The organism is Pantoea phosphatilytica, from assembly GCF_051025615.1.
Classification (GTDB): Bacteria; Pseudomonadota; Gammaproteobacteria; order Enterobacterales; family Enterobacteriaceae; genus Pantoea.
On the sequence record NZ_JBPFDF010000001.1, the window covers coordinates 221,866 to 243,652 of the forward strand.

Sequence of the window (21,787 nt, forward strand, 5' to 3'; positions counted from 1 at the left end):
CTTTTCTGTGCGAACAGGCTCATCTTTCTAAAAGGTATCCGAAATGCAATTAGTAGAAATCAAGAGGCTAGACCTGGTCACCAATACCGTAGCAATAGCGGACGGGGTGGGGCGAGATCATGATACTATCATTAAGCTGGTTGACCGTAACAAAACAGACCTTGAAGAGTTTGGAACTGTCGGATTTGAAATCCGTAAGTCTGGCGGCAAGCCATTACGCATTGCCTTGCTGAATGAGCAGCAAACCACGCTGCTGATCACCTACATGCGTAATAACGATGTGGTGCGAGCATTTAAAAAGCGGTTGGTTGCTGAGTTCTTCAAAATGCGCAGCACTCTCGCCGCACAGAGAATGGACCGGAATTCTGCCCGACTCGAATACAGGCCCATGACTGACGCCATTAAACACGAGCGCGAAGCCCAAGGTAAGCAGATAGCTCCGCATCACTTCAGCAATGAAGCCGATCTGATTAACCGCCTGGCGCTGGGAATGACGGCAGCTAAGTTCCGTGTGTATCACGAGATCGGGAAGAAAGAAGCCATCCGCGATTACCTAACGCCGGAGCAGATTCACTGCATCACAGAACTGCAGCGAGCTAATACGGTATTCATCAGCATGGGGTGGGACTTTGAACAGCGCAAAGAGGTGCTGAAAGGCATGTTCGAGCGCAATCATCGCCAGCCACTGATTGAAGAGCAGCACACGCTGGCAGCCTAGCCACTGAGCGAAAAGTTTCGCTGAGTAAATTGAGAGCCACTTTCACAACGGCTTTCATCACAAGGCGCATTTGCGAGTGCGCCTGATGATGTAAAACTAAAGAATCCATGAAGTAATCCGATATTGCTATCGTACCTAAAAAAGGAGATGGCAATGGCAACACCTTACTTAGTAGTTGAAGAGTATGTTTTTTATTACGAACATCTTGGGAGTCCAGTACACGCAAGGATTACCAAGGCTGTCATTGATGGGACGGAACATTGGGACTGGGAAGTTAATCAGCCAGACGACCAGCACCCTTACAAACACTTTACCGATTTAGCTGGTGCAAGAAAAAGTTTGTTCGATTACATGGACAGCTTTGATCCAACTAAAGCTGAGCATGTCTCCTACTGATGTGTTCTCAAATCATTTAAGCCGCCTCCGGGCGGTTTTTTGTTGGAGTGAATATGGAGCTTGATTTACCTTGCGCCGGATGACTTGCAGAAAACAGGGTTCGTAATAAAGATTACTGGTTGTGAGTGGTAGCCTTATCCCACAAAGAGTTGAACTGATTGTGTGGGCAAATTGAATCAGATGTATTTTTGTCTTTTAAGACCGAGGTATCCACGTCATCACGAATTTCACTAATTACTTCATATGCTAATTTGTCATCAACAAATAGGCGACTTAAGTTGTTGAGTAACTTTTGAGCAGCAAGCCTCAGTTTTTCTTCATCTGAGTGACGCAGATATAAAGCAAGCGACATAGAATCTTTAAGTAGAAATTCATAATCATGGTGAGATAACTCTCTTTCTTTGTTAGGGGAAATCTTTGCAGCCTTGCTGGCCAGAATTTCCTCAATGCTTTTATTTTTCATCTCAATTCACCAGCTATCTCTCAGGTATTTAAAATGGCACTCACCGACAAACAAGAAATGTTCTGTCGCGAGTACCTCATCGATTTGAACGCCACGCAAGCGGCAATTCGGGCGGGGTACAGCGATAACACCGCCCGTAAGATTGGCAGTGAGAACCTCACAAAACCAGACATTGCGCAACGCATCATTGACCTTAAATCAGAGCGCAACGAAAGGGTAGAGGTAAACGCAGATTACGTGCTGCGTCGCCTTGTTGAAATCGACGAAATGGATGTGCTCGATATTCTCAAAGATGACGGCGGACTGAAGATGGTTCACGAATGGCCGAAGGTATGGCGCACCACGCTGAGTGGCTTAGACATACTCACCACCGTCACCAATTTCGACGAAACAACGATGGAAAACATCCTCAAGAAGATTAAGTGGCCGGATAAGGTGAAAAATCTTGAGCTGCTCGGTAAGCATGTAGCCGTGCAGGCATTCCGCGAGCAGGTTAAAACTGAGCACGATGTGGTAGGCACTCTTTCCGACCTGATGGATGATCTCGCTAAGGGGTGAGCATGAAGCCAGAACACCTCAAGCTTCTGCGGGATAAGCTCTGGCGACTGAATCACCTCTATTGGATAACCGACAAAGAAGGCAAGCCTGTACGCTTCCGGATGACGCCTGAGCAGCTCGAATACTTTGAAGGAATGCATACCCGCAACATCATCCTGAAAGCTCGCCAACTGGGTTTTACGACTGAGGTCTGCATCATCCAGCTCGACGCCGCTTTGTTCGAGGCAGCCAAGTGCGCACTGATAGCTCATACCCTGAACGACGCTAAGCGCCTTTTCCGCGAGAAGATTAAATATGCCTATGACCGCCTTCCTGACGAGATTAAGGCTGCTAACCCTGCGAGCAACGATGCGGCGGGTGAGCTGGTATTCAGCAAGGGCGGCTCGCTTTATATCAGCACGTCTTTCCGTGGTGGCACACTTCGTTACCTGCATGTTTCCGAGTTCGGCAAGATATGCGCTAAGTTCCCGGACAAGGCGCGCGAGATTGTTACCGGTGCTTTTGAAGCAGTATCAGGCGATTGTTTCACGACGATTGAAAGCACTGCAGAAGGCCGGGCTGGTTACTTCTTCGATTACTGCCAGTCAGCAGAAAAGGCGCTCATTCAGGGCAAGCAACTCTCACAGTTAGACTGGAAGTTTTTTTTCTTCTCCTGGTGGAAGAACCCCCTGTATGCAATCGACCCCGTAGAGCCAATACCGCAGCGTCTGAGCGATTATTTCGCTGACATTGAGGAGAAGCATGGGGCTATGACGAACGAGCGTCAGAGAGCGTGGTATTACGCCAAAGAGAAAACGCTCGGCGATGACATGAAGCGCGAGTATCCATCGATACCGGCAGAGGCGTTTCAGCAGTCAGTCGAGGGTGCTTACTACGCCAAGCAGTTCCGCAAGCTCTACGAGCAGAAGCGTATTGGCACGCTGCCTGACAACTCACACCTGCCGGTTCATACGTTCTGGGATATCGGCGTAGGCGACTCCACGGCCATCTGGTTTGTGCGCATCGTCGGCGAGGAATATCACGTCATCGATTACTACGAGAACTCAGGCGAAGGTCTCCGGCACTACATGAAGGTGCTGAAAGACCGCGGCTATGAATATGGCGATCACTGGGCGCCGCACGATATCGATAACCGTGAGTTTGGCTCTGATGCGAAATCACGCCGCGAACTGGCTCGCGAGGGATATGAGATTGACGGCGTCAGATACACGATCACCTTTCAGGTAGTGCCAAAACTTGGAGTTGATGACGGCATTGAGCAGGTGCGTGAAATCCTGCCGAAGTGCGCCTTTGACGAGCACAAGTGTGCTGACGGCATCATCGCGCTTGAAGGCTACCGCAAAGAGTGGGACGACAAACGCGGCTGCTGGAAAGATAAGCCTCTACACGATCACACTTCACACGGTTCCGATGGATTCCGTTATTTCGCCGTGACGCAGAAGAAACGCAGCGTCCTTAAAGCGGCTCCTGTTACCTTCAGACGATAAGCGACTATGGCTAACTTTTCATACGCAAGAGCAGAATACAGCGATGCCGCAAAGTCATGGCAGCTTGTCAAAGACTGTGTGGCTGGCAGCAGGGCGATTAAAGACCGGGGCATTCTCTACCTGCCAATGCCTGACCCGACAAACGATAGTGAAGAGAATAAGGCACGATATGAAGCACTGCTGAAGCGCGCGATGTTCCTGAACATCACCGGACGCACACGGCAGGGCCTGATTGGAGCTGTGTTTCGCAAAACAGCTGAGGTTGATTTACCGGATTCGGTAGATTACCTCATTGAGAACGCCAGCGGTGACGGCACCAGCCTTGAGCAGCTGTCCAAAGAGGCAGTAGGCGAAGACCTCGACACGGGACGCGGTGGTTTCTTCGTAGACTACCCGACCAGTGATGCGCCAGAAGGCACACGACCGACTCGCGCGCAGACAGCTGGGCGATTTGCTCACATCCACCTATACGAAGCACTGAGCATCATCAACTGGCGTGAAGACGTGATTAACGGAGTGCGCAAGCTGACGCTGGTCGTGTTCGCCGAGAGTTACAACAAGGCCGAGGCCGACGAGTTCAGCTTTGATGTGCGCAAGCAGTTCCGGGCGCTGACGCTGGAAGATGGTGTGTATCGACATCGCATGTGGCACGAGGGAGACCCGTACGAAACGCCACAGCTCGACGTGTACCCGACTGACTTCGGCGGCAAGACGTTCGATCATATCCCGTTCTACTTCTTCGGGGCTGAAAGTAATGACGCACGGATAGACAAGGCGCCGCTCGAAGACCTGGCTGAGGTCAACGTGCTCCACTACGGCAACAGCGCCACGGTCGAAGAGTCAGGCTTTATCAGCAGCCAGCCGACGCTGTTCTTCACGACCGACATCAGTCAGGACGAATTTCAGCAGTGGAACCCGAACGGCATTCAGATCGGATCGACATGCGGGTACAGCCTGGGTAAAGCCGGGACAGCGACTCTTGTGCAGGCCAATGAAAGCCAGCTCGCGCTGAAGCTGATGCAGGAGAAAGAGAACCAGATGCTTATGATTGGTGCGCGCATTGTGCAGCAGTCAGGGCAGAACGAGACAGCAGAAGCAGCCCGAATCCGCTATAGCAGCGACAACAGCGTGCTGGGTACGATAGCTGGTAACGTCAGTGAAGCTCTGAAGCGTGCCATTCTGGACGCGCAGCTGTATATGAGCGGCAAGGCTGACATAACCAATACTGTGTTCTGGCTGAATCAGGAATTCTTCGACGCATCGCTCACCTCGCAGGATGTTCTGGCACTCATCCAGAGCTGGCAACAAGGCATCATCGCGAAGAGCGACGTTCGCACCAAGTTCCGCCAGACAGGGTGGCTTGAGGCTGATCGCAATGATGATGACATTGATGCGGAGCGTGCTGAAGAGCCAGCCATCGAAGGCGATACGGTCACTGACGACCCTGAGCCAGTCACAGAGGAATAACCATGAGCGCAGACGGTTACACGACAGACGCCGCCACGCGCCATCAGGTTTACGTACAGCGATTTGGTTCTGGGCTGGCAGGCAAGGCGGCTAAGTTTGTCCGCAAAGCTATTAAGCGCGCCAAAGAGGCTGTTAACGAAGGCCTGAGCCAGTACGCCACTGCTCGCTATAACCGGCAGATAGAAACGCTCAGGAGTGACCTCAACGCCATCTATGGCGAGTTGTCACAGCAGCAGAAGCTCGACCTTGGTGATTTCGCGCAATACGAATTCACCTTCAACAGCAAGCTGCTCGGTCAAATAGTTAAAGCCTCTGTACGCCTCGCTGAGCCTTCGGCAGAGATGGTAGCCGCTGCTGTACTGGCAGACCCGCTGGAGCTTACTGTAGGGCGAGGCAGACAGGTCATCGACATCACCGGCGCACTGGCACAGTTCGGCAGCAAGAAGACAGCGGACATCCTCAGCGAAATCGCTATCGGTTCCTCGCTTGGAGAGACTCAGAGGCAAATCATCCGGCGCCTTACCTCGCTCGGAGTGTCGCATGAAGAGCAGGTCGGCTCGCTGGTCAGGACGATGACCAATCATGTCGCTTCGTCTGCCCGGGCGGAGACGCTGAAACAGAACGACGACATCCTGCAGGGGCATCGCTGGATAGCAACGCTCGACAGCAGAACCACGCCGGTATGCCGTGCGCGTGACAGGAAGGTTTACCCGCTGAATGGACCAAAGCCTCCCGCACACTGGGGCTGCCGGTCGTCAATCGTGCCGGTTCTCAAGCCAGCGTATCAGCGAGATATTCCCGGCGGCACGCGACCATCAAAAGGGGAGGACGGTGTTGAGCCGGTCAGCAGCAACATCAGTTACGGTGACTGGCTGGCAAGACAGCCTGCAGCATTTCAGAAAGAGGTGCTGGGCCCGGCGCGTTACAAGCTTTTCAGCAAGGGTGGCCTGAGTATAGACCGATTCGTTGACGATAACGGTAAGCAGTACACTCTCGATCAACTCAAGGATTTGGAGCCACATGCATTCGAGGTTATTGATTAATTTTATTTGATAAGCGAATGTGATAGCTCATTTAAAAGGGAGAATAACAATGGCTCATGGTTATCAGTTTAGTGGTCATCAGTGGAGCAGGTGGCAGCAGGGTGAAAGCTTACTTGCTCAATATAGTCTGACTCTGTCATGCCCGCCTGTAGAAGGAGTTGGAGCAGTTGGCTTTAACGTAAAATTGACAGGAAGAAAGGAAGGTGGAAGTGAGGTTGTCCTTTTCGATAACTCATATCTGTCTTTAGCTGAAGCAGCTCAGGCGTATAATTCCATTAAAGAATCATCTTTAACTTCCTAATCCCTTCTCTACACACCGAAACCAGCCTCGCGCTGGTTTTTTTTCGTCTGCTGGCCGGGCCAGCACACATCCATTCAGGAGAATGTATGACTCTGAAGTATCAGCTTACCGCTGAGGAATTCGCTCAGCTCGACGAAGCCAAGCAGGCGCTGTATGTGCAGCAGGGCGAGGTTTATCAGCTTCAGGTTGATGGCATCCCTCAGGAAGACGTCAGCGGACTCAAACGCCAGCGTGACGAGCTTTTGGCAGAGAAGAAAGCCGAGCAGGAACGTCGCCGTGCAGCAGAAGAACAGGCGCAGCGAGAAGCCGATGAGCGTGCGCGTGCCGAGGGGAACTATCAACAGCTGTTCGAAAGCTCACAGGCAGAGCTTGAGCGCGAACGCAGCAGCCTCACAGAGCTTCGTCGTTCAATTGAGCAGCGCGATATCAACCTTGCGGCCACCCGAGTCGCTACGGCCATTGCAGATGGCTCAAACGCTGAAATCCTCACCGAGTTCATCGCCCGCCGCCTGAAGGTGGCAGAAGGGCAGGTACGCATTACTGACGAGTCAGGAAATCTCACGGTCAGCACTCTAGCTGACCTGCAGAAAGAGTTCGAAACCTCTCCGCGTTACGCATCCCTAGTTCGCGGTAGTCAGGCAGGTGGCGGCGGGGCCGCGCCTAAGAGTGGTGACCGGGTTGCCAAAAAATGGGAAGAACTTCGTGGTATGGAGCGCGTTGAGCTCCGCAAAAATAACCCAGCCGAATATGAGCGACTTAAGAAGGCTCATGAGGCGACCCAATAAGGATTTAAGCAATGCCAACTATTCTTTCTGACGTAGTTTTCCGCGACGAACTGCGCGACTACATGCAGGTTAACACCGCGGAAAAAACCGCGTTTTTCCAGTCAGGTATTCTGGTCAATAACCGTGATATGTCAGCTCTGCTGGCGTCTCCCACTAACACCTTCACCATTCCTTGGTGGGTTGATCTGGATGCGTCTATCGAGAGTAGCTACTCGAATGACGTCTACACAGATATCGCCGTTCCGCTGTCAGTAACCTCCGCCAGCATGCAGGCCCGCGCCGCATACCTGAACGAAGGATGGAACGCGATGAGCCTGGTGAAAAACATCACCAATCAGGACCCGCTGGAATTTGTTGCAGGCCGCTTGACCAGTTACTGGCAGCGCGTCGCTCAACGACGCACGATTGCCACAGTAGTTGGCCTGTACAATGACAACGTTGCTGACAATGGCGGCGATATGGTTGTCGATGCAGGCGGTCCAATCAGCGCAGCCGCGATTATCCGCGCTAAAGCGACGATGGGGGACTACACCCCGCAAATCATCACGCCGTCAGGCACTAAAGCGCTGAGCACCATTGCAATGCACACCGCTGTCTACACCGAACTGCAAATCCTGAACCTCATCGACTTCACGCCGATTGCGGATCAGGTTCCAGAGTTCGGCCGCTATCAGAACATGATTGTCGTTTTGGATGACAGCATGCCCGTAATCGGTACCGGTGCAGACGCTAAGTATCTGTCCGTCATCTTTGGCCCGGGCGCTATCGGTTATGCCGAAGAGCAGGATGAGGACGATATGGAATACGATCGCGAGCCTGCGCGAGGTAACGGTGGCGGCTCTGAAACCCTGTGGACTCGCCGCAACTTCGTGCTGCACCCGCTGGGCTACTCATTCCTGAGCGCAACCATCACCGGTACGCCGGGCACTACTCGCCCAATCTCCGCCAACTGGAGCGACCTTGCTCTGGCGACAAACTGGGATCGCAAGTTCGACCGTAAACAGGTTCCGCTGGCGTTCGTAACCTCATCTGTTGCGGCATAAACATTAACGCCCCGGTCATCCGGGGCCTAATCTGGAGGTCATCATGACCGTAGCAAAAGACAATTATGTAGATCCGAACGACAAGGCTCGCTGGGGCTTCTCTGGCTCAGATAGCGAAATTAAGATTGGTTCGCAGACTGTTGGCGAAACTGGCGGCGTTGACCATGCACGCAATGAGCCAAAAGACGAAGGTGCGGTGAACAACGGCGGCGGTGAAAATTCGGAAGCTAAGAAGGCCAGCAAGTCCACCACTACAGCCAAGTAATTATCGGGGCTTCGGCCCCTTTTAGTACGGAGTGCACATGACAACGTACATTACCGTCGCTGACGTGGATGAATTGCTGGGTACTGACTGGACGAAGCCAGAGAAGAAGGCGAGAGCAGTGTTGCAGGCTAACGCCTACCTTACCGCGCTCAACCTGCAAGGGCTCCCTGATGTTACTCCTGATGATGTTAAGCAGGCCGGTGCATTCCTCGCCTCTGCTTCGGCTGCTGGTGTGCTCTATAAGCAGCAGCTTGAATCGGGCGCACTAACCAGTAAAACGGTCGATGCAGATGGGGTAAGGGTGACGAAAAGCTACGCCACATCGCAATCAACCAGCAACTCATTACTGCCGGAAGATGTTCAGCTTGCTCTCGCGCTCCTCAAGCCGTGGCGCAGCAATCCCCTCGCATTCAGGGTGTATCGATAATGGGTATTCGTGACGAGCTACAGGCTGAGATTGCTGAGGCCTTCTATACTGACCTGGCTGATGCGGTGCATGATTTCACAGGCAGCTATAAGGTGCAGGCGGGATGGGACCCGGTAACTGAGACTGGCGGCGAGACCACTCGGAGCTATTCCGGCCGCGGCGTCCTGTCACGCTATGAACTGAGTCGTATCGATGGCGTGAATATCCTTCACGGCGACCTGCGACTTACCGCGCTTGCTAACGAAGTTACGGATATCCCCAGTGAGAGTCACACCATCACGGCGCCAGACCTTGCGACAGGATTGCATCAGACCTACCGCATCGTGACGCTATCACCTGATCCAGCTGGGGCGACGTACCGCATGCAGCTAAGGAGAAAGTAATGGCAAAAGGGTGGGATAACGACCCATCGCTGTTCGCTGGGCTGGTCGAGGAAGAGGTCGGCAAGAACCTACGCATCATCTCAATGGCGTTGCTGACAGAGATTGTTCAGCGTTCTCCTGTCGATACGGGGCGCTTTCGCAACAACAACATCGTCAGTCTTGCCTCGGCAGATTACAGTGAACTCGAAGGCGTTGATCAGTCGGGAAGCGAGGCAATACAGCGCGGCAGTGCAGTTATCGCTAACGGAAAGCCTTATTCGGTCATCTATATCCAGAACAACCTGCCATACGCTGAGGCGCTTGAAGACGGCCATTCACAGCAGGCCCCTGCGGGCGTCTATGGCGTCTCATTCCACGGTGTAACTCAGGCCTACAAATGACGCTCACTGAAATCAGGAAAGCCATCATCTCCCGGATGGCGGCGCAGACGGCTATTGCCTCAGAAGATGTCAGCTACCCGAACGGGCCAACGTACGACCCTTCCGGCAAATCGATCTGGGCGCGGCTGACCAATATCCCCGGCATGGCTGCGGCAAACGAAATCGGCGCCGGCCCGGTTGTGCAGCGTACCGGCATTGCCGTTATTCAAATCTTTGTGCCTGCAGGCTCAGGTTCGCTACTCATCACGCAGACCGCAGACAAATTGCGCGAGCTTTTCGAGTTCCAGACAGATGGCCGGCTGGATTACTTCGCTGTATCAGCCATTGATGCAGGTGAAACCGATAGTTGGGCGCAAATGAACATTCAAATACCTTATCGCGCCGTATAGGGCGCATAAATCTGGAGAAACACTATGAGCTCAGGCGCTAAGGTCGTCGTCGCGTACATTCGCGAAACTACGCCCGGCACGACTCCCGGCACCGGACAGTGGAACCTGCTCAAGCGAAGCAGCTTCGGTCTCGGTCCATCGCAGAACATGATCGACAATGACGAGATTGGCGGCTCGCGCATGGCGCAGGGGCGTTCGACCGGCACGGTTGATGTGGGAGGCGATGTCGGCACTAAATTCCGCTGGGGTCAGCATGATGACTTCCTGGCTTCGTGCTTTGGCGCGGAGTGGGTCAACAACGTGCTTACCATGGGTAATGACCGCATCGCATTCTCGGTGGCTTCTTATGCGGAAGATATTGGCGTTGCTTCCATCGCCCGCGGCTGTCAGGTTGGTACGTTCCAGCTGGCAATCCCCAACGATGGCGACATTACCGCTACCGTGACCTTTGCCGGCCTCGGCTTTGATACCAAAGCAGATGACACGAGCTACTTCACCAGCCCAAATGACGCAGCAGGAGAGCTTCGCTACACGTTCAAGCAGGTTACCGCCATCTCACTGAATGGCGTTACCGGTGGTGAAGGTTTCTGTGTAGATACGTTCAACATCCAGTTCGATAACAACCTGCAGACTCAACGCTGTATCGGCAGCGGCAATCCATTTGCAGGCGCCAATATCCCGACAACGTTCACGCCGTCCGGTAGCATCACACTGTCATGGTCAAAAGAGGCCTACAACGCCTGGAAGAAAACGCTGTCAGGCGAGACCATGCAGTTCGGCTTCACGCTGGAGAACGACGAGGGCAAATATGTCTTTGACTTCCCGGCTGTGCAGGTCGATGGAGACTGGCCGGACGGTGGCAACACGGACATCGTACAGGTTCAGCTGAACATCACAGCAGCAGATACGCCACCAACCATTACGCGTTCGGCTGTAGTGGCAGCAACAGCGTTGAGCGTAGCTCCGGCCACTTCTACCGGCGCTGTCGGTTCTAATGTGACTCTCACCGCTACGCTGACGCCTGCGGGCTCAACGGACACCGTTGCGTGGGAATCCTCAGACCCTTCAGTGGCAACCGTTGCATCAACCGGACAGAAAACGGCGCAGGTTACGCGAGTGAAGGAAGGCTCAGCCACCATCACCGCTAAAGTGCGTAGCTACACGGCCACCACTGCAATCACCGTCACAGCCTCATAACACGCTTGCCCGCCCGGTGCGGCGGGCTTCTCACAGAGATAATCATGCTTATCCTCAAAACACCTAAGCTGGATGTCAATTCAGAGCGCTGGATTACGCCTATGGAAGGCCTGAAGTTAAAGGTCGGATCTATTAGCAACCCGGCATTCCGGTCGCATAACGCAATCGTGCGCCGGCACATCGACAAGCTTGATGCCCGATTTAAGGTCGGCACGCCAGACTTCAATCCAGCAGAGATTGACGTCACTGAAATCTCCGATGATCTCCTGATTGACTCGGTCGCCAAGCATCTGCTGATTGACTGGGAGGGCGTGGGAGAAGCTGATGAAGGCGGCAAAGAGACGGCAGTTGAGTATTCACCAGAGAAGGGAAAGGCGCTGATGCTCCAGCATCCAGAGCTTTACTGGGCCGTCCTCGGAACGGCTTCAGACATCGCTGCAGGCAAGGAAGAGCAGAAGAATGAAACCGTGGGAAAGTCCTAGCGGCTCAGAGCTGGCTCAGCACTTACGGCGGCGAAAAGGGTGAAAAAGCCAGGTGGACCCGGGAGCGACTGGGTCTGCCACCGATTCCTGAACCAGAAATCGACGGAGTTTGCACTGAGATACTGAATGCTTACGCAGTAATCAGCCGCAGCCGGCGTTACGCAGGTATGGCCGCAGCGCCTTTACCGCTTTCATTAGAAGACATCAACTCTTACCTCAGTCACGAGCCGCTGCTTATTGATCGCAATGAGTTCGATGCGGCTATTTTCGCACTGGATGACGCTGCGCGTGATGAGTGGGAGAAAAAACAGGCCAAGACACAGTAGAATTGCTTCAGCCGCTGCCGGTTCTCTATTAGGATTTGTTTACATGCAAACCGAATGGCGGCTAAATGAAAAAATCAGCGATTCTGATAACGGCTTTGCTACTCACCGGCTGCTCAACAGCAGTAGTTCCTCCGGGTGAAGCGATCACAGCACCAAATGATAGAGTCTTTAAATACCAGTCTTCATCAGCCGGCGACTCTGCCCTAACAATCATTCGCGATAGTGGCATGATTGGGGCTGGCTGCTTTGCAACGGTTTATATAAATGGCGAGCGAGTGGCCAAGTTAAACCCTAAAGAGAAAGCAACATTCTATCTTCCTACTGGTGAGTGGGCGATTGGAGCAAATGTTGAAGGCAATGGTTTGTGCGCCTTTTCTGGAGAGAGGCAGGAAAGATACATCTCACTTAAATCGGGTGAACATAAAGCCGCACGGGTATTCACGGGAGATGATGGAGTAATGGACATCAGGCCAACAACGTTGGATTAAAAAATGTCCAAAGGTGGCGTTTTTTGCTTTCAATTGCATCTGCTCGGCCCTAAGATCTTTACTAGGCCTAGCAGTGGAGTGTGCGTTGTGCAAAAGTTAATATTTGGATTTTTCCTATCTTTTTTTTGTTTTTCTTCTTTTGCTCAGATTGAAGAAGTTCGCATCCTGGATAGCCTCAAGTCAGAGGCGTGTCATGGTGATAAAGCATGTGAGTCAAAATTTATCTCCGCAATAAGCATGACATCAAATATCTCCAGGTATCATGGAGAGTGTCTAAGTGATGGGGACAAATCAAATCAATGTAAAAATGCAAAAATCACATATGAACACATAGCTTCCGAGTATGAGCGAGATAAAAAATCTCGTGAATGAATAAAACCTCGCTTCGGCGGGGTTTTTTTATGCCTGGAGAAATCATGGCCGAACAACAATCACGCCTTGCAATAGTTATCGATAGCACCGGCGCACAGAGAAACGCAGAGGGTCTTGCCGGTGCATTGAATAAAATGACACAGGCGGGCCAGAACGCTTCGGAAGGCGCCAGGAAGGTATCTAAAGCTACGAATGATGAGTCTAAAGCCCTATCTGACTTGCTGGATAGAATTGACCCCGTCAATGCGGCGCTAAATCGACTGGATGATCAGCAGCATCAACTGGCTAAGTTTCAGACTAAAGGCTTTATCGACACCGACACATTTAGCGAGTACTCGAAAAAAATTGAGGATGCTCGAGGTCGCCTGACTGGTTTCGCTGACACTGCAGGTAAGGCAGGGATATCTGCTAAGCAGGCCGCGTGGCAGATGCGGATGATACCAGCCCAAATGACTGACATAGCTGTTAGCCTAGCAGGCGGACAGAGTCCGTTTATGGTCTTGCTCCAACAGGGTGGACAGCTCAAAGACATGTTCGGCGGGATTGGTCCGGCAACAAAAGCTGTTGGAACCTATATATCCGGACTCATCAACCCCTTCACACTTGCTGCAGGTGCGGTTGGCCTGCTTGGATTAGCTTACTACCAAGGGAGTGAGGAGCAGGATGAGTTCAATAAATCTCTTATTCTTACCGGTAATCTGGTCGGGCAGACATCCGGCCAACTGGGTAGCATGGCGTCCAGAGTTTCTGCTGCAACTGGCGCTACAACGGGTGCTTCCTCAGCCGTCCTTAATCAACTTGTATCCACCGGCAAGGTGGCTAGCGGAGAGCTTGAGCGAGTTACAGCCGCTATTGTTCAGACCAGCAAATCTACCGGCATTGCCACGGACGAATTAGTTGGTGACTTCAATAAAATAGCAGCAGATCCAGTTGCTGCAATTTCCAGCCTGAACGATAAGTATCATTTTTTGACGCTGTCTACCTACAATCAGGTCAGGGCGCTACAGGAGGAAGGCAACCAGCAAGATGCTGCTCGGGTCGCCAGTGAAGCCTACTCATCAGCCATGGAAAAGAGGTCTGATGACATCAAGGCGAGCCTGGGCAGTCTGGAAACAGCGTGGAACTCCCTTACAGGTTCTGCAAGCAAAGCCTGGGATGCAATGCTCGGTGTAGGTCGAGAGCAAACTATTCAGGATAAGCTTGCCACGCTGAACGAAAATATAGCAGACGCACAAAAAAGGCAGACCGAGGGCGGCATATGGAACAGGTTCGTTGCAAACAGCAATGGAACAAACCTGCAAGATATGATCCGTCAGCGTGATGAGCTTCAGGCACAGGCATCTACTGAAAGCACGCTGACCAGTATCATCTCAAGCCATGATGCAGCCGAACAAAAGCTGATTAAGACGCAGCAAGAAGCTGACAGAGTTAATCAGCTTTATGTCTCAAATGGAGATCGGCGGACTAAAGCACTCAGACAGCAAAACGATTTTTTGAAATCCGGCGTTATCACGCAACAGCAATATGCGAACAACATTTCTCGCATAAACGACATGTACAAGGATCCTAAGCAGCCTAAAGGGAAAGCCTATACAGAAGACGCCGGCTCACGGATGCTTGACCAGCTACGCCAGCAACAGCAGGTTCTGATGAGCCAGGCTGATACTGGCGAGAAGATTGGCACACAGCAACAGGCGCTGATTAAGTGGGAGCAGCAACTTGCAGATATCAAGAACAAGCAGACGCTTACCGCTGACCAAAAATCCCTGCTTGCGAGTGCCGACCTCATCACCTCTCAACTCCAGCAGAACGCAGCGCTTGAACGCCAGATTGAGACGCGAGAGAAGTTGCTGGCGCTTGATAAAGCTCGCGCCGACATCACGCGAACCATCACCAACCGGCAGAATCAGTACGCTACAGACGAGCTGTTCGCCTCAGGCGGACTGAGCCAGAACGAGCAACAGCAATATTCTCAGCGCCTTTCCCTTGAGCAATCCTACAACGACAAAATCACCCAGTTACGCCAGAGCAGGGCTCAGGCTACTAGTGAGATTGCCCGCGAGGAAATCGACCAGGAAATTCAGTTGCAACAGCAGGCTCTTCAAACGGAGCTAAGCAACTATGACGCTCATATTCAGCGTATGAACGACGCTCGCGGTTCATTTACTGCTGGCGCCACTCGCGCATGGAAAGAGTATCAGGATAGCGCAGCTAACGTTTCTGCGATGTCTCAGCAGCTGTTCAGCAACGCATTTGCAGGGATGGAGGATTCGCTGGTCAACTTCGTTGTTAACGGCAAGGCGTCGTTTAAAGACTTTGCTAAGTCTGTTCTCTCCGATCTGGCTCGCATTGCCGCAAGGCAGGCTCTTGTTGGGATAGGGACAAGTCTTGCTGGCTCACTTTTCTCAGCCGGTGTCGGAGCGGCGGCTGGTTCAGCAGCCGGTGCTGCTGGGTCTTCGGGCGGGATTGGAATGAGTACGGATTTCCATGCCTATGCCAAAGGCGGCGTACCGGGCGGCTCAACCATTAGCGCCTACCGCAATGGCGTCTACGACTCTCCCCAGTTCTTTAAGTTCGCGAAAGGTGCCGGGGTTTTTGGTGAGGCGGGTCCTGAAGCAATTATGCCTCTTACCCGGTCGTCGGATGGCTCGCTTGGGGTGCGAATGGTTGGTGGGGGCGGTAACGCAGCCCCGAACACGGCTGCGCCACAGGTAAACGTCTATATCCAGAGCGATGGCTCAACATCCACTGAATCCACGACTGGATATGAGCAATTTGGCAAGAACCTGTCCAATCTGGTGAAAGCCGAATATCAGAAATTGCTGGCGCGGGACATTCAGCCAGGCGGAACAATCTGGAACATGAGTAAAGGGAGGGGCTGATGGCTATCGAAACTTTCACATGGAAGGCGCTGGCGCCTGCTGATGCAAACGTGAAGCTGAGAAACCGAAAGGCGCAGTTTGGCGATGGGTATGCGCAGGTTGCCGGAGACGGACTGAACAGCAGGGAGCAGAGCTGGAACCTGAGCTTTTGCGGGACGGAGGCTGAAATCAGTGCGATAGTCGCCTTCCTTGACCGGATGGCAGGGAGGCGTGCTTTCCAATGGAAGCCTCCGCTTTACCCGATAGGTCTTTGGACTTGCGAAGAGTACACGCCAAAGGAAAATCCCGGCAGCTACTTCACCCTGACAGCAACTTTTGAGCAGGCATTCAGGCCATGATTAACAGCGATCTGCAAAAGCTGGAGCCGGGCAACCGCGTCAGGCTCTTTGAAGTGGATGGCAGCAAATTAAATGCTGACATTCTGCGATTCCACAACTACAACATCCCTCACACTGAAGAAGAGATAGCCGCCGCTGGCGGCGATGAGTCAAAGCTACCGGCTAAGTCGATATGGTGGCAGGGCAAAGAGTACGGCGCGTGGCCCGTTCAGATTGAAGGCATTGAGGCAGCCACTGGCGGGTCCAGTGCTCAGCCTCGACTCACGGTTGCCAACCTCAGCGGCACCATAACGGCAGCGTGCCTGCTGTATGACGACATGCTCCAGGCAAAGGTCACCATTCATGACACGCTGGCGCAGTACCTTGATGTTCGCAATTTTCCATCAGGCAACCCAACAGCAGATCCGTCACAGGAGAAGCTGCAGGTGTTCTATATCGATAGCAAAAGCAGTGAGACTAACATTGCCGTAGAGTTCACGCTGAGCAGCCCGATGGACTTGCAGGGGCTGATGATACCAACCCGACAACTACACTCTCTCTGCACCTGGTGCATCCGCGGCAAGTATAAAACGGGTGACGGTTGCGACTATGCCGGCCAGAACGGCTACTTCGACAAGTACGGTAATCCGGTAGATGACCCGTCGCGCGATGTATGTAACGGAACGCTCAATACTGGCTGCAAGCCTCGCTTTGGCGCCAATAACGAGCTGCCTTTCGGCGGTTTCCCCGGCACATCCCTGATTAAGAGCTGACTATGCGAGTTAAAACCCAGAATGCAATCATGGCCCATGCGGAGGAATGCTATCCGCATGAGTGTTGCGGTGTTATCGCTCAGAAAAGCCGGGTGGAAAAGTATTTCCCCTGTGCCAATCTGGCAAAAAACCCGAAAGATGACTTCCACCTTAATCCGGAAGATTACGCCGAGGCTGAGGAATGGGGCAGCATCATTGCCATCGTTCACAGCCATCCCGACGCCACGACGCAGCCAAGCGAGCTGGACAAGGCGCAGTGTGATGCAACACAGTTGCCCTGGCATATCGTCAGTTGGCCTGAGGGCGACTTACGCACCATTCAGCCACGCGGCGATTTACCACTGCTGGAGAGGCCTTTTGTGCTCGGTCACACCGACTGCTGGGGGCTGGTGATGAGCTATTTCCGCCAGGAGCATGGAATTGAGCTTAATGATTACCGGGTAGATTATCCCTGGTGGGAGTCAGGCGATGAAAACCGCTATCTGGATAACTGGCATGAGTGCGGTTTCCGGGAGTTTTCCGGCGAGCCGAAGCCCGGCGATCTGGTGATCATGCAGGTTCAGGCGCCGGTGGCTAACCATGCTGGCGTGCTGCTGGAAGGCAATATGCTTCTTCATCATCTTTACGGCAAACTCAGCCAGCGCGTTCCCTACGGCGGTTACTTTCGTGAGCGCACAATCAAAATAGTCAGGCACAAAGATTTGCTTTGAAAGGAGCAGAGATATGCAGGAAGTCATGACGCGCATCGAGCTGGGAGGTCAGCTGGGTAAGCTGTTTGGCAGGGTTCACTACCGCATGGTCAGAACAACGCATGAGGCAGGCCGGGCGCTGGCCGTAACCGTGAAGGGCTTTGAGCAGTTCATGCTTAGCAGCAAGAGACGCGGTCTTACCTATGCCGTTTATAAGGGCAAGCGGAACATCGGCGTAGACGATCTTGACTACCCCGTGACCGGAGAAGTCATACGCATCATGCCGCTTATCATCGGTAGCAAAAAGGCAGGAATTCTTCAGACTATCATCGGCGTGGCGCTCGTTGTTGTGGGCGCTGTGGCAACGTACTTTGGCGGCGGTTCAGTCGGCATTCCGCTAATGCAGATGGGCGGAGCGATGATACTGGGCGGCGTCATCCAGATGCTTTCCCCGCAGGCGGGCGGCCTTGCCAGTAAGCAGGATGCCGACAACCAGGCCTCCTATGCGTTTGGTGGCGTTACCAATACTGCCGCGCAGGGTTATCCGGTGCCGCTCCTTTATGGCAAGCGGCGCATAGGCGGCGCCATTATCTCTGCTGGCATATACGTCGAAGACCAGCAGTAAACTTCAAAAGAATAACAGGTCGCTCAGGCGGCCTTTTTTTATGGGCGCAACATGGCAAAAGCTACCGAAATAAAAGGCCACAAGGGTGGCTCCTCATCTTCCAGGACGCCTGTAGAACAGCCTGATGACCTGCAATCTATTGCCAAAGCAAAGCTGTTGATCGCCCTCGGTGAGGGTGAGTTTGGCGGTGGCCTGAATGGTCAGAACATCTTCCTCGACGGCACGCCGCTGGTTAATGGTGATGGCTCCACAAACTTCACTGGTGTGTCGTGGGAGTTTCGTGCCGGCACGCAGGCGCAGTCATATATTCAGGGTTTGCCCGGCACAGAGAACGAGATTAGCGTTGGCACAGAGATTCACAGCGCTAATGCCTGGTCGCATACCTTCACCAATACTCAGCTATCAGCCGTCAGGGTGCGCCTCAAGTGGCCTTCACTTTTCAGGCAGGAGGATGACGGCGATCTGGTTGGCAACAACGTCAACTACTCTATCGAGCTGCAGACAGACGGTGGCGCTTTCCAGACCATACTGAATACGGCCGTGACCGGTAAAACCACATCTGGTTACGAGCGCAGCCACCGCATCAACCTTCCGCAGGCTGGCACGTCCTGGACAGTGCGCGTGCGAAAAATAACGCCTGATGCCAACAGCGCCAAGGTAGGCGATGTGATGTCCATTCAGAGCTATACGGAAGTGATAGACGCAAAGCTGCGCTATCCAAACACCGCGCTGCTTTATATCGAGTTCGACTCCAGCCAGTTTAACGGCAATATTCCGCAGATTTCATGTGAGCCACGTGGCCGCGTAATTCGCGTTCCTGACGTTTACGACCCTGAAACGCGAGCATATAACGGCACATGGCAGGGCAATTTTAAGTGGGCGTGGACTGATAACCCCGCATGGGTTTTCTATGACCTGGTCGTTACAGACCGCTTTGGTCTGGGTCAGCGCCTGACAGCTGAGAACATCGACAAGTGGGAACTTTATCGTGTAGCCCAGTATTGCGATCAACTGGTCCCTGACGGAAAAGGCGGAAGCGGTACGGAGCCTCGGTATAAATGCGATGTATACGTACAGAGCCGCAACGATGCCTATACAGTTATGCGCGACTTCGCGGCGATATTCCGGGGCATGACCTACTGGGGTGGCAATAAGATTGTTGCCCTGGCTGACATGCCGCGGGATATCGATTACTCCTACACCCGCGCTAATGTTATTGACGGACTTTTCACATACTCCAGCAGCACCACAAAAACCCGTTACACCACGTCGCTTGTATCATGGTCTGATCCGGCGAATGCGTATGCCGACGCAATGGAGCCAGTATTTGAGCAGGATTTGGTGACTCGCTTTGGTTTTAATCAGCTGGAGCTGACAGCAATCGGATGCACACGGCAGTCGGAGGCGAACAGGAAAGGTCGCTGGGGAATTCTGACCAACAACAAAGACCGCGTGATTAATTTCAATGTCGGCCTAGACGGCATGATTCCCCAGCCCGGATTTATCATCTCAGTGGCGGATGAAATGTTGTCTGGCAAAGTAACAGGCGGGCGCATCAGTGCGGTAAGCGGCCGGTCAATTACGCTCGATCGTGTGCCGGATGCAGTGTCCGGTGACAGGCTAATCCTTAATCTTCCATCAGGCGCATCACAGAGCCGCACCATTCAGTCGGTGTCTGGAAAAGTGGTAACGGTGAGTCTGGCTTATGGTGAAACACCGCAGGCGGAAAGCGTGTGGATTGTTGAGTCCGATGAGCTTTACGCGCAGCAATACCGGGTGCTGAGTGTGGCGGATAACAATGACAATACTTTCACTATCTCCGCCGCTTACCATGACCCGGACAAGTACGATCGCATTGATACTGGCGCCATCATTGATGAGCGGCCAATCAGTGTTATCCCGCCTGGCAACCAGCTTGCTCCTGCAAACATCATCATTGAATCTTACTCAATGATTAATCAGGGCATCAGTATTCAGACGCTTCGATCATCATGGGATGCTGCAGCCAATGCCATCTCCTATGAGGCGCAATGGCGCCGCAACGAAGGCAACTGGGTAAACGTTCCGCGTAGCTCAACAACCTCATTTGAAATTCCCGGCATCTATGCGGGGCGCTATCTGGTGAGGGTAAGAGCAATCAACGCGGCAGAGATATCGAGCAACTGGGGGTACTCTCAGGAGGTGACACTTACAGGTAAAGTTGGCAACCCACCAAAACCTATCGGGCTTACGGCTACCGGCATTAACTGGGGCATAGTCATTAAATGGGGCTTTCCTGAGGGCGCAGAGGATTCTCTAAAAACAGTCCTGCAGTACAGCACCACGGCCGCGGGCGATAACCCTATGCTACTGACTGACGTAGCATATCCGCAGCATGAATATACTCAGATGGGGCTGCGGGCCGGGCAGGAATTTTTCTACCGCGCGCAGCTGGTCGATAAAACGGGCAACGAGTCAGGATGGACAGAATGGGTAAGGGGCTATTCGAACGACAATGCTGATGATTATCTGGGCGACATAGCTGACCAGTTCCTGACAGCTGAAGATGGTAAAGCTCTCATTGCTCAGGTTCAGACCAACCCGGAAGCGCTGCTGCAAAGCATGCTCGCCTCTTACGATAGTGTTAATCAACAGTGGGCCAATTATGGAGAAAACCGGGCAGGTGTACTGCAAGCGCAAAGGGTGGCAGCAGATGCCGAGAGATCAGTTGCGCAGCTTGAAACCGACGTTGTAGCCAGCTTTGCCCAGCAGGAAGCCGCCATTCAGGAAAAAATGACAGCTTACGCTGACGCAAATGGTGGTTCGGCCATCTACACGCTTAAGACTGGTGTGAAATACGGCGGAATTAACTATGATGCAGGTCTGTCAGTTGCTGTAACCATTAATGGTAACCAGGTCGACACGCGGGTAGCCATCAACGCAAATCAGTTCGTCATTATGAGTGGTCAGAACGGCTCGCCTTACTCACCTTTTGCGGTCTATAACGGACAGGTTTTCATCAGTGATGCATTCATTCAGGATGGAACAATAACCAACGGTAAAATCGGTGCATTTATACAATCGAATAATTACGTGTCCGGTACAACTGGATGGCGGTTGGATAAAGGTGGCAATTTTGAAAACAATGGTTATGAGCCTGGCAATGGACGCATGGTTCAGACAAACAACCAGATTAGCGTTTATGACGGAAATGGCGTACTACGCGTGAAAATGGGGAAATTAAGCTGATGGCATATGGTTTTGGTACTTGGGATGCTAATGGCGTCGATAACAACACCGGGCTTGTAAAAGTCAATGCGCTCGGAGTTTTGTCCATCGATGCCACAAGTAATTACAACCAGGCATTTTCATTGCCGTCAGGTTATTCCCTCGATTATCTCTTTCAGCCCAGTGGTGACAGAAATGGCACTGGCAGAAAGAAGATTTATACGAGCGGCGCAAACATGATCGTTAGTCAGGTATCAGGTTCAGACTACTCGGCGGGTACTTTCCCTAATGTGCCGGGCAATATTTTAGTTTTCGTGAGGTGAT

The 21,787-nt window shown here is 52.7% G+C and carries 27 protein-coding genes; 26 read left to right on the forward strand and 1 reads right to left on the reverse strand.

The features are described 5' to 3' along the window. The first annotated feature begins 43 nt into the window (after positions 1-43). Both ACR6AS_RS01230 and ACR6AS_RS01235 read left to right on the forward strand, forming a co-directional pair. Positions 44-718, forward strand: a complete 675-nt coding sequence (locus ACR6AS_RS01230; protein WP_434160857.1) for a Rha family transcriptional regulator — start codon at positions 44-46, stop codon at positions 716-718. A gap of 153 nt (positions 719-871) precedes the next feature. Continuing rightward, positions 872-1,114: a hypothetical protein gene (locus ACR6AS_RS01235; protein ID WP_434160859.1), complete on the forward strand. Its 243-nt coding sequence runs from the start codon at positions 872-874 to the stop codon at positions 1,112-1,114. Positions 1,115-1,226: 112 nt separating this feature from the next. On the opposite strand, the gene ACR6AS_RS01240 is transcribed toward ACR6AS_RS01235, so the two are convergent. Then, entirely contained in the window at positions 1,227-1,577 is a 351-nt protein-coding gene (locus tag ACR6AS_RS01240; RefSeq protein ID WP_434160860.1) for a hypothetical protein, read from the reverse strand. 33 nt (positions 1,578-1,610) lie between these two features. On the opposite strand from ACR6AS_RS01240, the gene ACR6AS_RS01245 reads away from it, so the two are divergent. From ACR6AS_RS01245 to ACR6AS_RS01360, 24 genes are all read left to right on the forward strand, one after another. Beyond that, a complete protein-coding gene (locus tag ACR6AS_RS01245; RefSeq protein WP_434160861.1) occupies positions 1,611-2,135 on the forward strand; it encodes a terminase small subunit in 525 nt (174 codons plus the stop codon). 2 nt (positions 2,136-2,137) lie between these two features. Next, a complete protein-coding gene (locus ACR6AS_RS01250; protein ID WP_434160863.1) occupies positions 2,138-3,622 on the forward strand; it encodes a terminase in 1,485 nt (494 codons plus the stop codon). A gap of 6 nt (positions 3,623-3,628) precedes the next feature. Further along, positions 3,629-5,089, forward strand: a complete 1,461-nt coding sequence (locus ACR6AS_RS01255) for a DUF4055 domain-containing protein (protein WP_434160865.1) — start codon at positions 3,629-3,631, stop codon at positions 5,087-5,089. Between the two features lie 2 nt (positions 5,090-5,091). Beyond that, complete coding sequence (locus ACR6AS_RS01260) at positions 5,092-6,132, forward strand: minor capsid protein (protein ID WP_434160866.1); 1,041 nt, start codon at positions 5,092-5,094, stop codon at positions 6,130-6,132. 49 nt (positions 6,133-6,181) lie between these two features. Beyond that, entirely contained in the window at positions 6,182-6,433 is a 252-nt protein-coding gene (locus ACR6AS_RS01265; protein WP_434160868.1) for a hypothetical protein, read from the forward strand. An 86-nt stretch (positions 6,434-6,519) separates the two neighbouring features. Further along, positions 6,520-7,218 (forward strand): F0F1 ATP synthase subunit B family protein, encoded by a 699-nt coding sequence (locus tag ACR6AS_RS01270; RefSeq protein WP_434160870.1) that lies wholly within the window; start codon positions 6,520-6,522, stop codon positions 7,216-7,218. Between the two features lie 11 nt (positions 7,219-7,229). Beyond that, the gene (locus tag ACR6AS_RS01275) at positions 7,230-8,261 is read left to right on the forward strand and encodes a hypothetical protein (RefSeq protein WP_434160872.1); all 1,032 of its coding nucleotides are present in this window, start codon (positions 7,230-7,232) and stop codon (positions 8,259-8,261) included. A 43-nt stretch (positions 8,262-8,304) separates the two neighbouring features. Beyond that, positions 8,305-8,526: a hypothetical protein gene (locus ACR6AS_RS01280; RefSeq protein WP_434160873.1), complete on the forward strand. Its 222-nt coding sequence runs from the start codon at positions 8,305-8,307 to the stop codon at positions 8,524-8,526. A 37-nt stretch (positions 8,527-8,563) separates the two neighbouring features. Next, positions 8,564-8,953: a protein singed gene (locus ACR6AS_RS01285; protein ID WP_434160875.1), complete on the forward strand. Its 390-nt coding sequence runs from the start codon at positions 8,564-8,566 to the stop codon at positions 8,951-8,953. Further along, entirely contained in the window at positions 8,953-9,336 is a 384-nt protein-coding gene (locus tag ACR6AS_RS01290; RefSeq protein ID WP_434160877.1) for a glutamate 5-kinase, read from the forward strand. Before ACR6AS_RS01285 ends, ACR6AS_RS01290 begins: the two co-directional genes overlap by 1 nt. Next, a complete protein-coding gene (locus ACR6AS_RS01295) occupies positions 9,336-9,716 on the forward strand; it encodes an HK97 gp10 family phage protein (protein ID WP_434160879.1) in 381 nt (126 codons plus the stop codon). The genes ACR6AS_RS01290 and ACR6AS_RS01295 overlap by 1 nt, the downstream gene beginning before the upstream one ends. Next, positions 9,713-10,105 carry a phage tail terminator-like protein gene (locus ACR6AS_RS01300; RefSeq protein ID WP_434160881.1) on the forward strand — a complete coding sequence of 131 codons (393 nt, stop codon included), beginning with the start codon at positions 9,713-9,715 and terminating at the stop codon, positions 10,103-10,105. Before ACR6AS_RS01295 ends, ACR6AS_RS01300 begins: the two co-directional genes overlap by 4 nt. A 24-nt stretch (positions 10,106-10,129) precedes the next feature. Further along, complete coding sequence (locus ACR6AS_RS01305) at positions 10,130-11,302, forward strand: phage tail tube protein (RefSeq protein WP_434160882.1); 1,173 nt, start codon at positions 10,130-10,132, stop codon at positions 11,300-11,302. A gap of 44 nt (positions 11,303-11,346) precedes the next feature. After that, complete coding sequence (locus ACR6AS_RS01310) at positions 11,347-11,784, forward strand: phage-derived protein YdaY family protein (RefSeq protein ID WP_434160884.1); 438 nt, start codon at positions 11,347-11,349, stop codon at positions 11,782-11,784. A 167-nt stretch (positions 11,785-11,951) separates the two neighbouring features. Then, on the forward strand, positions 11,952-12,110 hold the full coding sequence (locus ACR6AS_RS01315) for a hypothetical protein (RefSeq protein WP_434160886.1): 159 nt from the start codon (positions 11,952-11,954) through the stop codon (positions 12,108-12,110). A 65-nt stretch (positions 12,111-12,175) separates the two neighbouring features. Beyond that, positions 12,176-12,598, forward strand: a complete 423-nt coding sequence (locus ACR6AS_RS01320; protein ID WP_434160888.1) for a hypothetical protein — start codon at positions 12,176-12,178, stop codon at positions 12,596-12,598. Positions 12,599-12,685: 87 nt separating this feature from the next. Beyond that, positions 12,686-12,970: a hypothetical protein gene (locus ACR6AS_RS01325; protein WP_434160889.1), complete on the forward strand. Its 285-nt coding sequence runs from the start codon at positions 12,686-12,688 to the stop codon at positions 12,968-12,970. 44 nt (positions 12,971-13,014) lie between these two features. Further along, the gene (locus ACR6AS_RS01330; RefSeq protein ID WP_434160891.1) at positions 13,015-15,852 is read left to right on the forward strand and encodes a phage tail tape measure protein; all 2,838 of its coding nucleotides are present in this window, start codon (positions 13,015-13,017) and stop codon (positions 15,850-15,852) included. Next, complete coding sequence (locus ACR6AS_RS01335) at positions 15,852-16,190, forward strand: phage tail protein (RefSeq protein WP_434160892.1); 339 nt, start codon at positions 15,852-15,854, stop codon at positions 16,188-16,190. The genes ACR6AS_RS01330 and ACR6AS_RS01335 overlap by 1 nt, the downstream gene beginning before the upstream one ends. Continuing rightward, positions 16,187-16,942: a phage minor tail protein L gene (locus tag ACR6AS_RS01340; protein WP_434160893.1), complete on the forward strand. Its 756-nt coding sequence runs from the start codon at positions 16,187-16,189 to the stop codon at positions 16,940-16,942. The genes ACR6AS_RS01335 and ACR6AS_RS01340 overlap by 4 nt, the downstream gene beginning before the upstream one ends. A gap of 2 nt (positions 16,943-16,944) precedes the next feature. Then, complete coding sequence (locus ACR6AS_RS01345) at positions 16,945-17,652, forward strand: C40 family peptidase (protein ID WP_434160894.1); 708 nt, start codon at positions 16,945-16,947, stop codon at positions 17,650-17,652. A 13-nt stretch (positions 17,653-17,665) separates the two neighbouring features. Next, the gene (locus tag ACR6AS_RS01350) at positions 17,666-18,256 is read left to right on the forward strand and encodes a tail assembly protein (RefSeq protein ID WP_434160896.1); all 591 of its coding nucleotides are present in this window, start codon (positions 17,666-17,668) and stop codon (positions 18,254-18,256) included. 51 nt (positions 18,257-18,307) lie between these two features. Then, a complete protein-coding gene (locus ACR6AS_RS01355) occupies positions 18,308-21,484 on the forward strand; it encodes a TipJ family phage tail tip protein (RefSeq protein WP_434160897.1) in 3,177 nt (1,058 codons plus the stop codon). Then, complete coding sequence (locus ACR6AS_RS01360; RefSeq protein ID WP_434160899.1) at positions 21,484-21,786, forward strand: hypothetical protein; 303 nt, start codon at positions 21,484-21,486, stop codon at positions 21,784-21,786. The genes ACR6AS_RS01355 and ACR6AS_RS01360 overlap by 1 nt, the downstream gene beginning before the upstream one ends. Position 21,787 lies beyond the last annotated feature (1 nt).

Bases quoted from the DNA above. Each gene is read 5' to 3' on its own strand.
- ACR6AS_RS01240 (WP_434160860.1), bottom strand. From the start codon at position 1,577: ATGAAAAATAAAAGCATTGAGGAAATTCTGGCCAGCAAGGCTGCAAAG.
- ACR6AS_RS01230 (WP_434160857.1), top strand. From the start codon at position 44: ATGCAATTAGTAGAAATCAAGAGGCTAGACCTGGTCACCAATACCGTA.
- ACR6AS_RS01245 (WP_434160861.1), top strand. From the start codon at position 1,611: ATGGCACTCACCGACAAACAAGAAATGTTCTGTCGCGAGTACCTCATC.
- ACR6AS_RS01270 (WP_434160870.1), top strand. From the start codon at position 6,520: ATGACTCTGAAGTATCAGCTTACCGCTGAGGAATTCGCTCAGCTCGAC.
- ACR6AS_RS01250 (WP_434160863.1), top strand. From the start codon at position 2,138: ATGAAGCCAGAACACCTCAAGCTTCTGCGGGATAAGCTCTGGCGACTG.
- ACR6AS_RS01285 (WP_434160875.1), top strand. From the start codon at position 8,564: ATGACAACGTACATTACCGTCGCTGACGTGGATGAATTGCTGGGTACT.
- ACR6AS_RS01340 (WP_434160893.1), top strand. From the start codon at position 16,187: ATGATTAACAGCGATCTGCAAAAGCTGGAGCCGGGCAACCGCGTCAGG.
- ACR6AS_RS01335 (WP_434160892.1), top strand. From the start codon at position 15,852: ATGGCTATCGAAACTTTCACATGGAAGGCGCTGGCGCCTGCTGATGCA.
- ACR6AS_RS01360 (WP_434160899.1), top strand. From the start codon at position 21,484: ATGGCATATGGTTTTGGTACTTGGGATGCTAATGGCGTCGATAACAAC.
- ACR6AS_RS01300 (WP_434160881.1), top strand. From the start codon at position 9,713: ATGACGCTCACTGAAATCAGGAAAGCCATCATCTCCCGGATGGCGGCG.
- ACR6AS_RS01320 (WP_434160888.1), top strand. From the start codon at position 12,176: ATGAAAAAATCAGCGATTCTGATAACGGCTTTGCTACTCACCGGCTGC.
- ACR6AS_RS01255 (WP_434160865.1), top strand. From the start codon at position 3,629: ATGGCTAACTTTTCATACGCAAGAGCAGAATACAGCGATGCCGCAAAG.
- ACR6AS_RS01345 (WP_434160894.1), top strand. From the start codon at position 16,945: ATGCGAGTTAAAACCCAGAATGCAATCATGGCCCATGCGGAGGAATGC.
- ACR6AS_RS01355 (WP_434160897.1), top strand. From the start codon at position 18,308: ATGGCAAAAGCTACCGAAATAAAAGGCCACAAGGGTGGCTCCTCATCT.
- ACR6AS_RS01350 (WP_434160896.1), top strand. From the start codon at position 17,666: ATGCAGGAAGTCATGACGCGCATCGAGCTGGGAGGTCAGCTGGGTAAG.
- ACR6AS_RS01280 (WP_434160873.1), top strand. From the start codon at position 8,305: ATGACCGTAGCAAAAGACAATTATGTAGATCCGAACGACAAGGCTCGC.
- ACR6AS_RS01290 (WP_434160877.1), top strand. From the start codon at position 8,953: ATGGGTATTCGTGACGAGCTACAGGCTGAGATTGCTGAGGCCTTCTAT.
- ACR6AS_RS01235 (WP_434160859.1), top strand. From the start codon at position 872: ATGGCAACACCTTACTTAGTAGTTGAAGAGTATGTTTTTTATTACGAA.
- ACR6AS_RS01275 (WP_434160872.1), top strand. From the start codon at position 7,230: ATGCCAACTATTCTTTCTGACGTAGTTTTCCGCGACGAACTGCGCGAC.
- ACR6AS_RS01305 (WP_434160882.1), top strand. From the start codon at position 10,130: ATGAGCTCAGGCGCTAAGGTCGTCGTCGCGTACATTCGCGAAACTACG.
- ACR6AS_RS01315 (WP_434160886.1), top strand. From the start codon at position 11,952: ATGGCCGCAGCGCCTTTACCGCTTTCATTAGAAGACATCAACTCTTAC.
- ACR6AS_RS01260 (WP_434160866.1), top strand. From the start codon at position 5,092: ATGAGCGCAGACGGTTACACGACAGACGCCGCCACGCGCCATCAGGTT.
- ACR6AS_RS01310 (WP_434160884.1), top strand. From the start codon at position 11,347: ATGCTTATCCTCAAAACACCTAAGCTGGATGTCAATTCAGAGCGCTGG.
- ACR6AS_RS01330 (WP_434160891.1), top strand. From the start codon at position 13,015: ATGGCCGAACAACAATCACGCCTTGCAATAGTTATCGATAGCACCGGC.
- ACR6AS_RS01265 (WP_434160868.1), top strand. From the start codon at position 6,182: ATGGCTCATGGTTATCAGTTTAGTGGTCATCAGTGGAGCAGGTGGCAG.
- ACR6AS_RS01295 (WP_434160879.1), top strand. From the start codon at position 9,336: ATGGCAAAAGGGTGGGATAACGACCCATCGCTGTTCGCTGGGCTGGTC.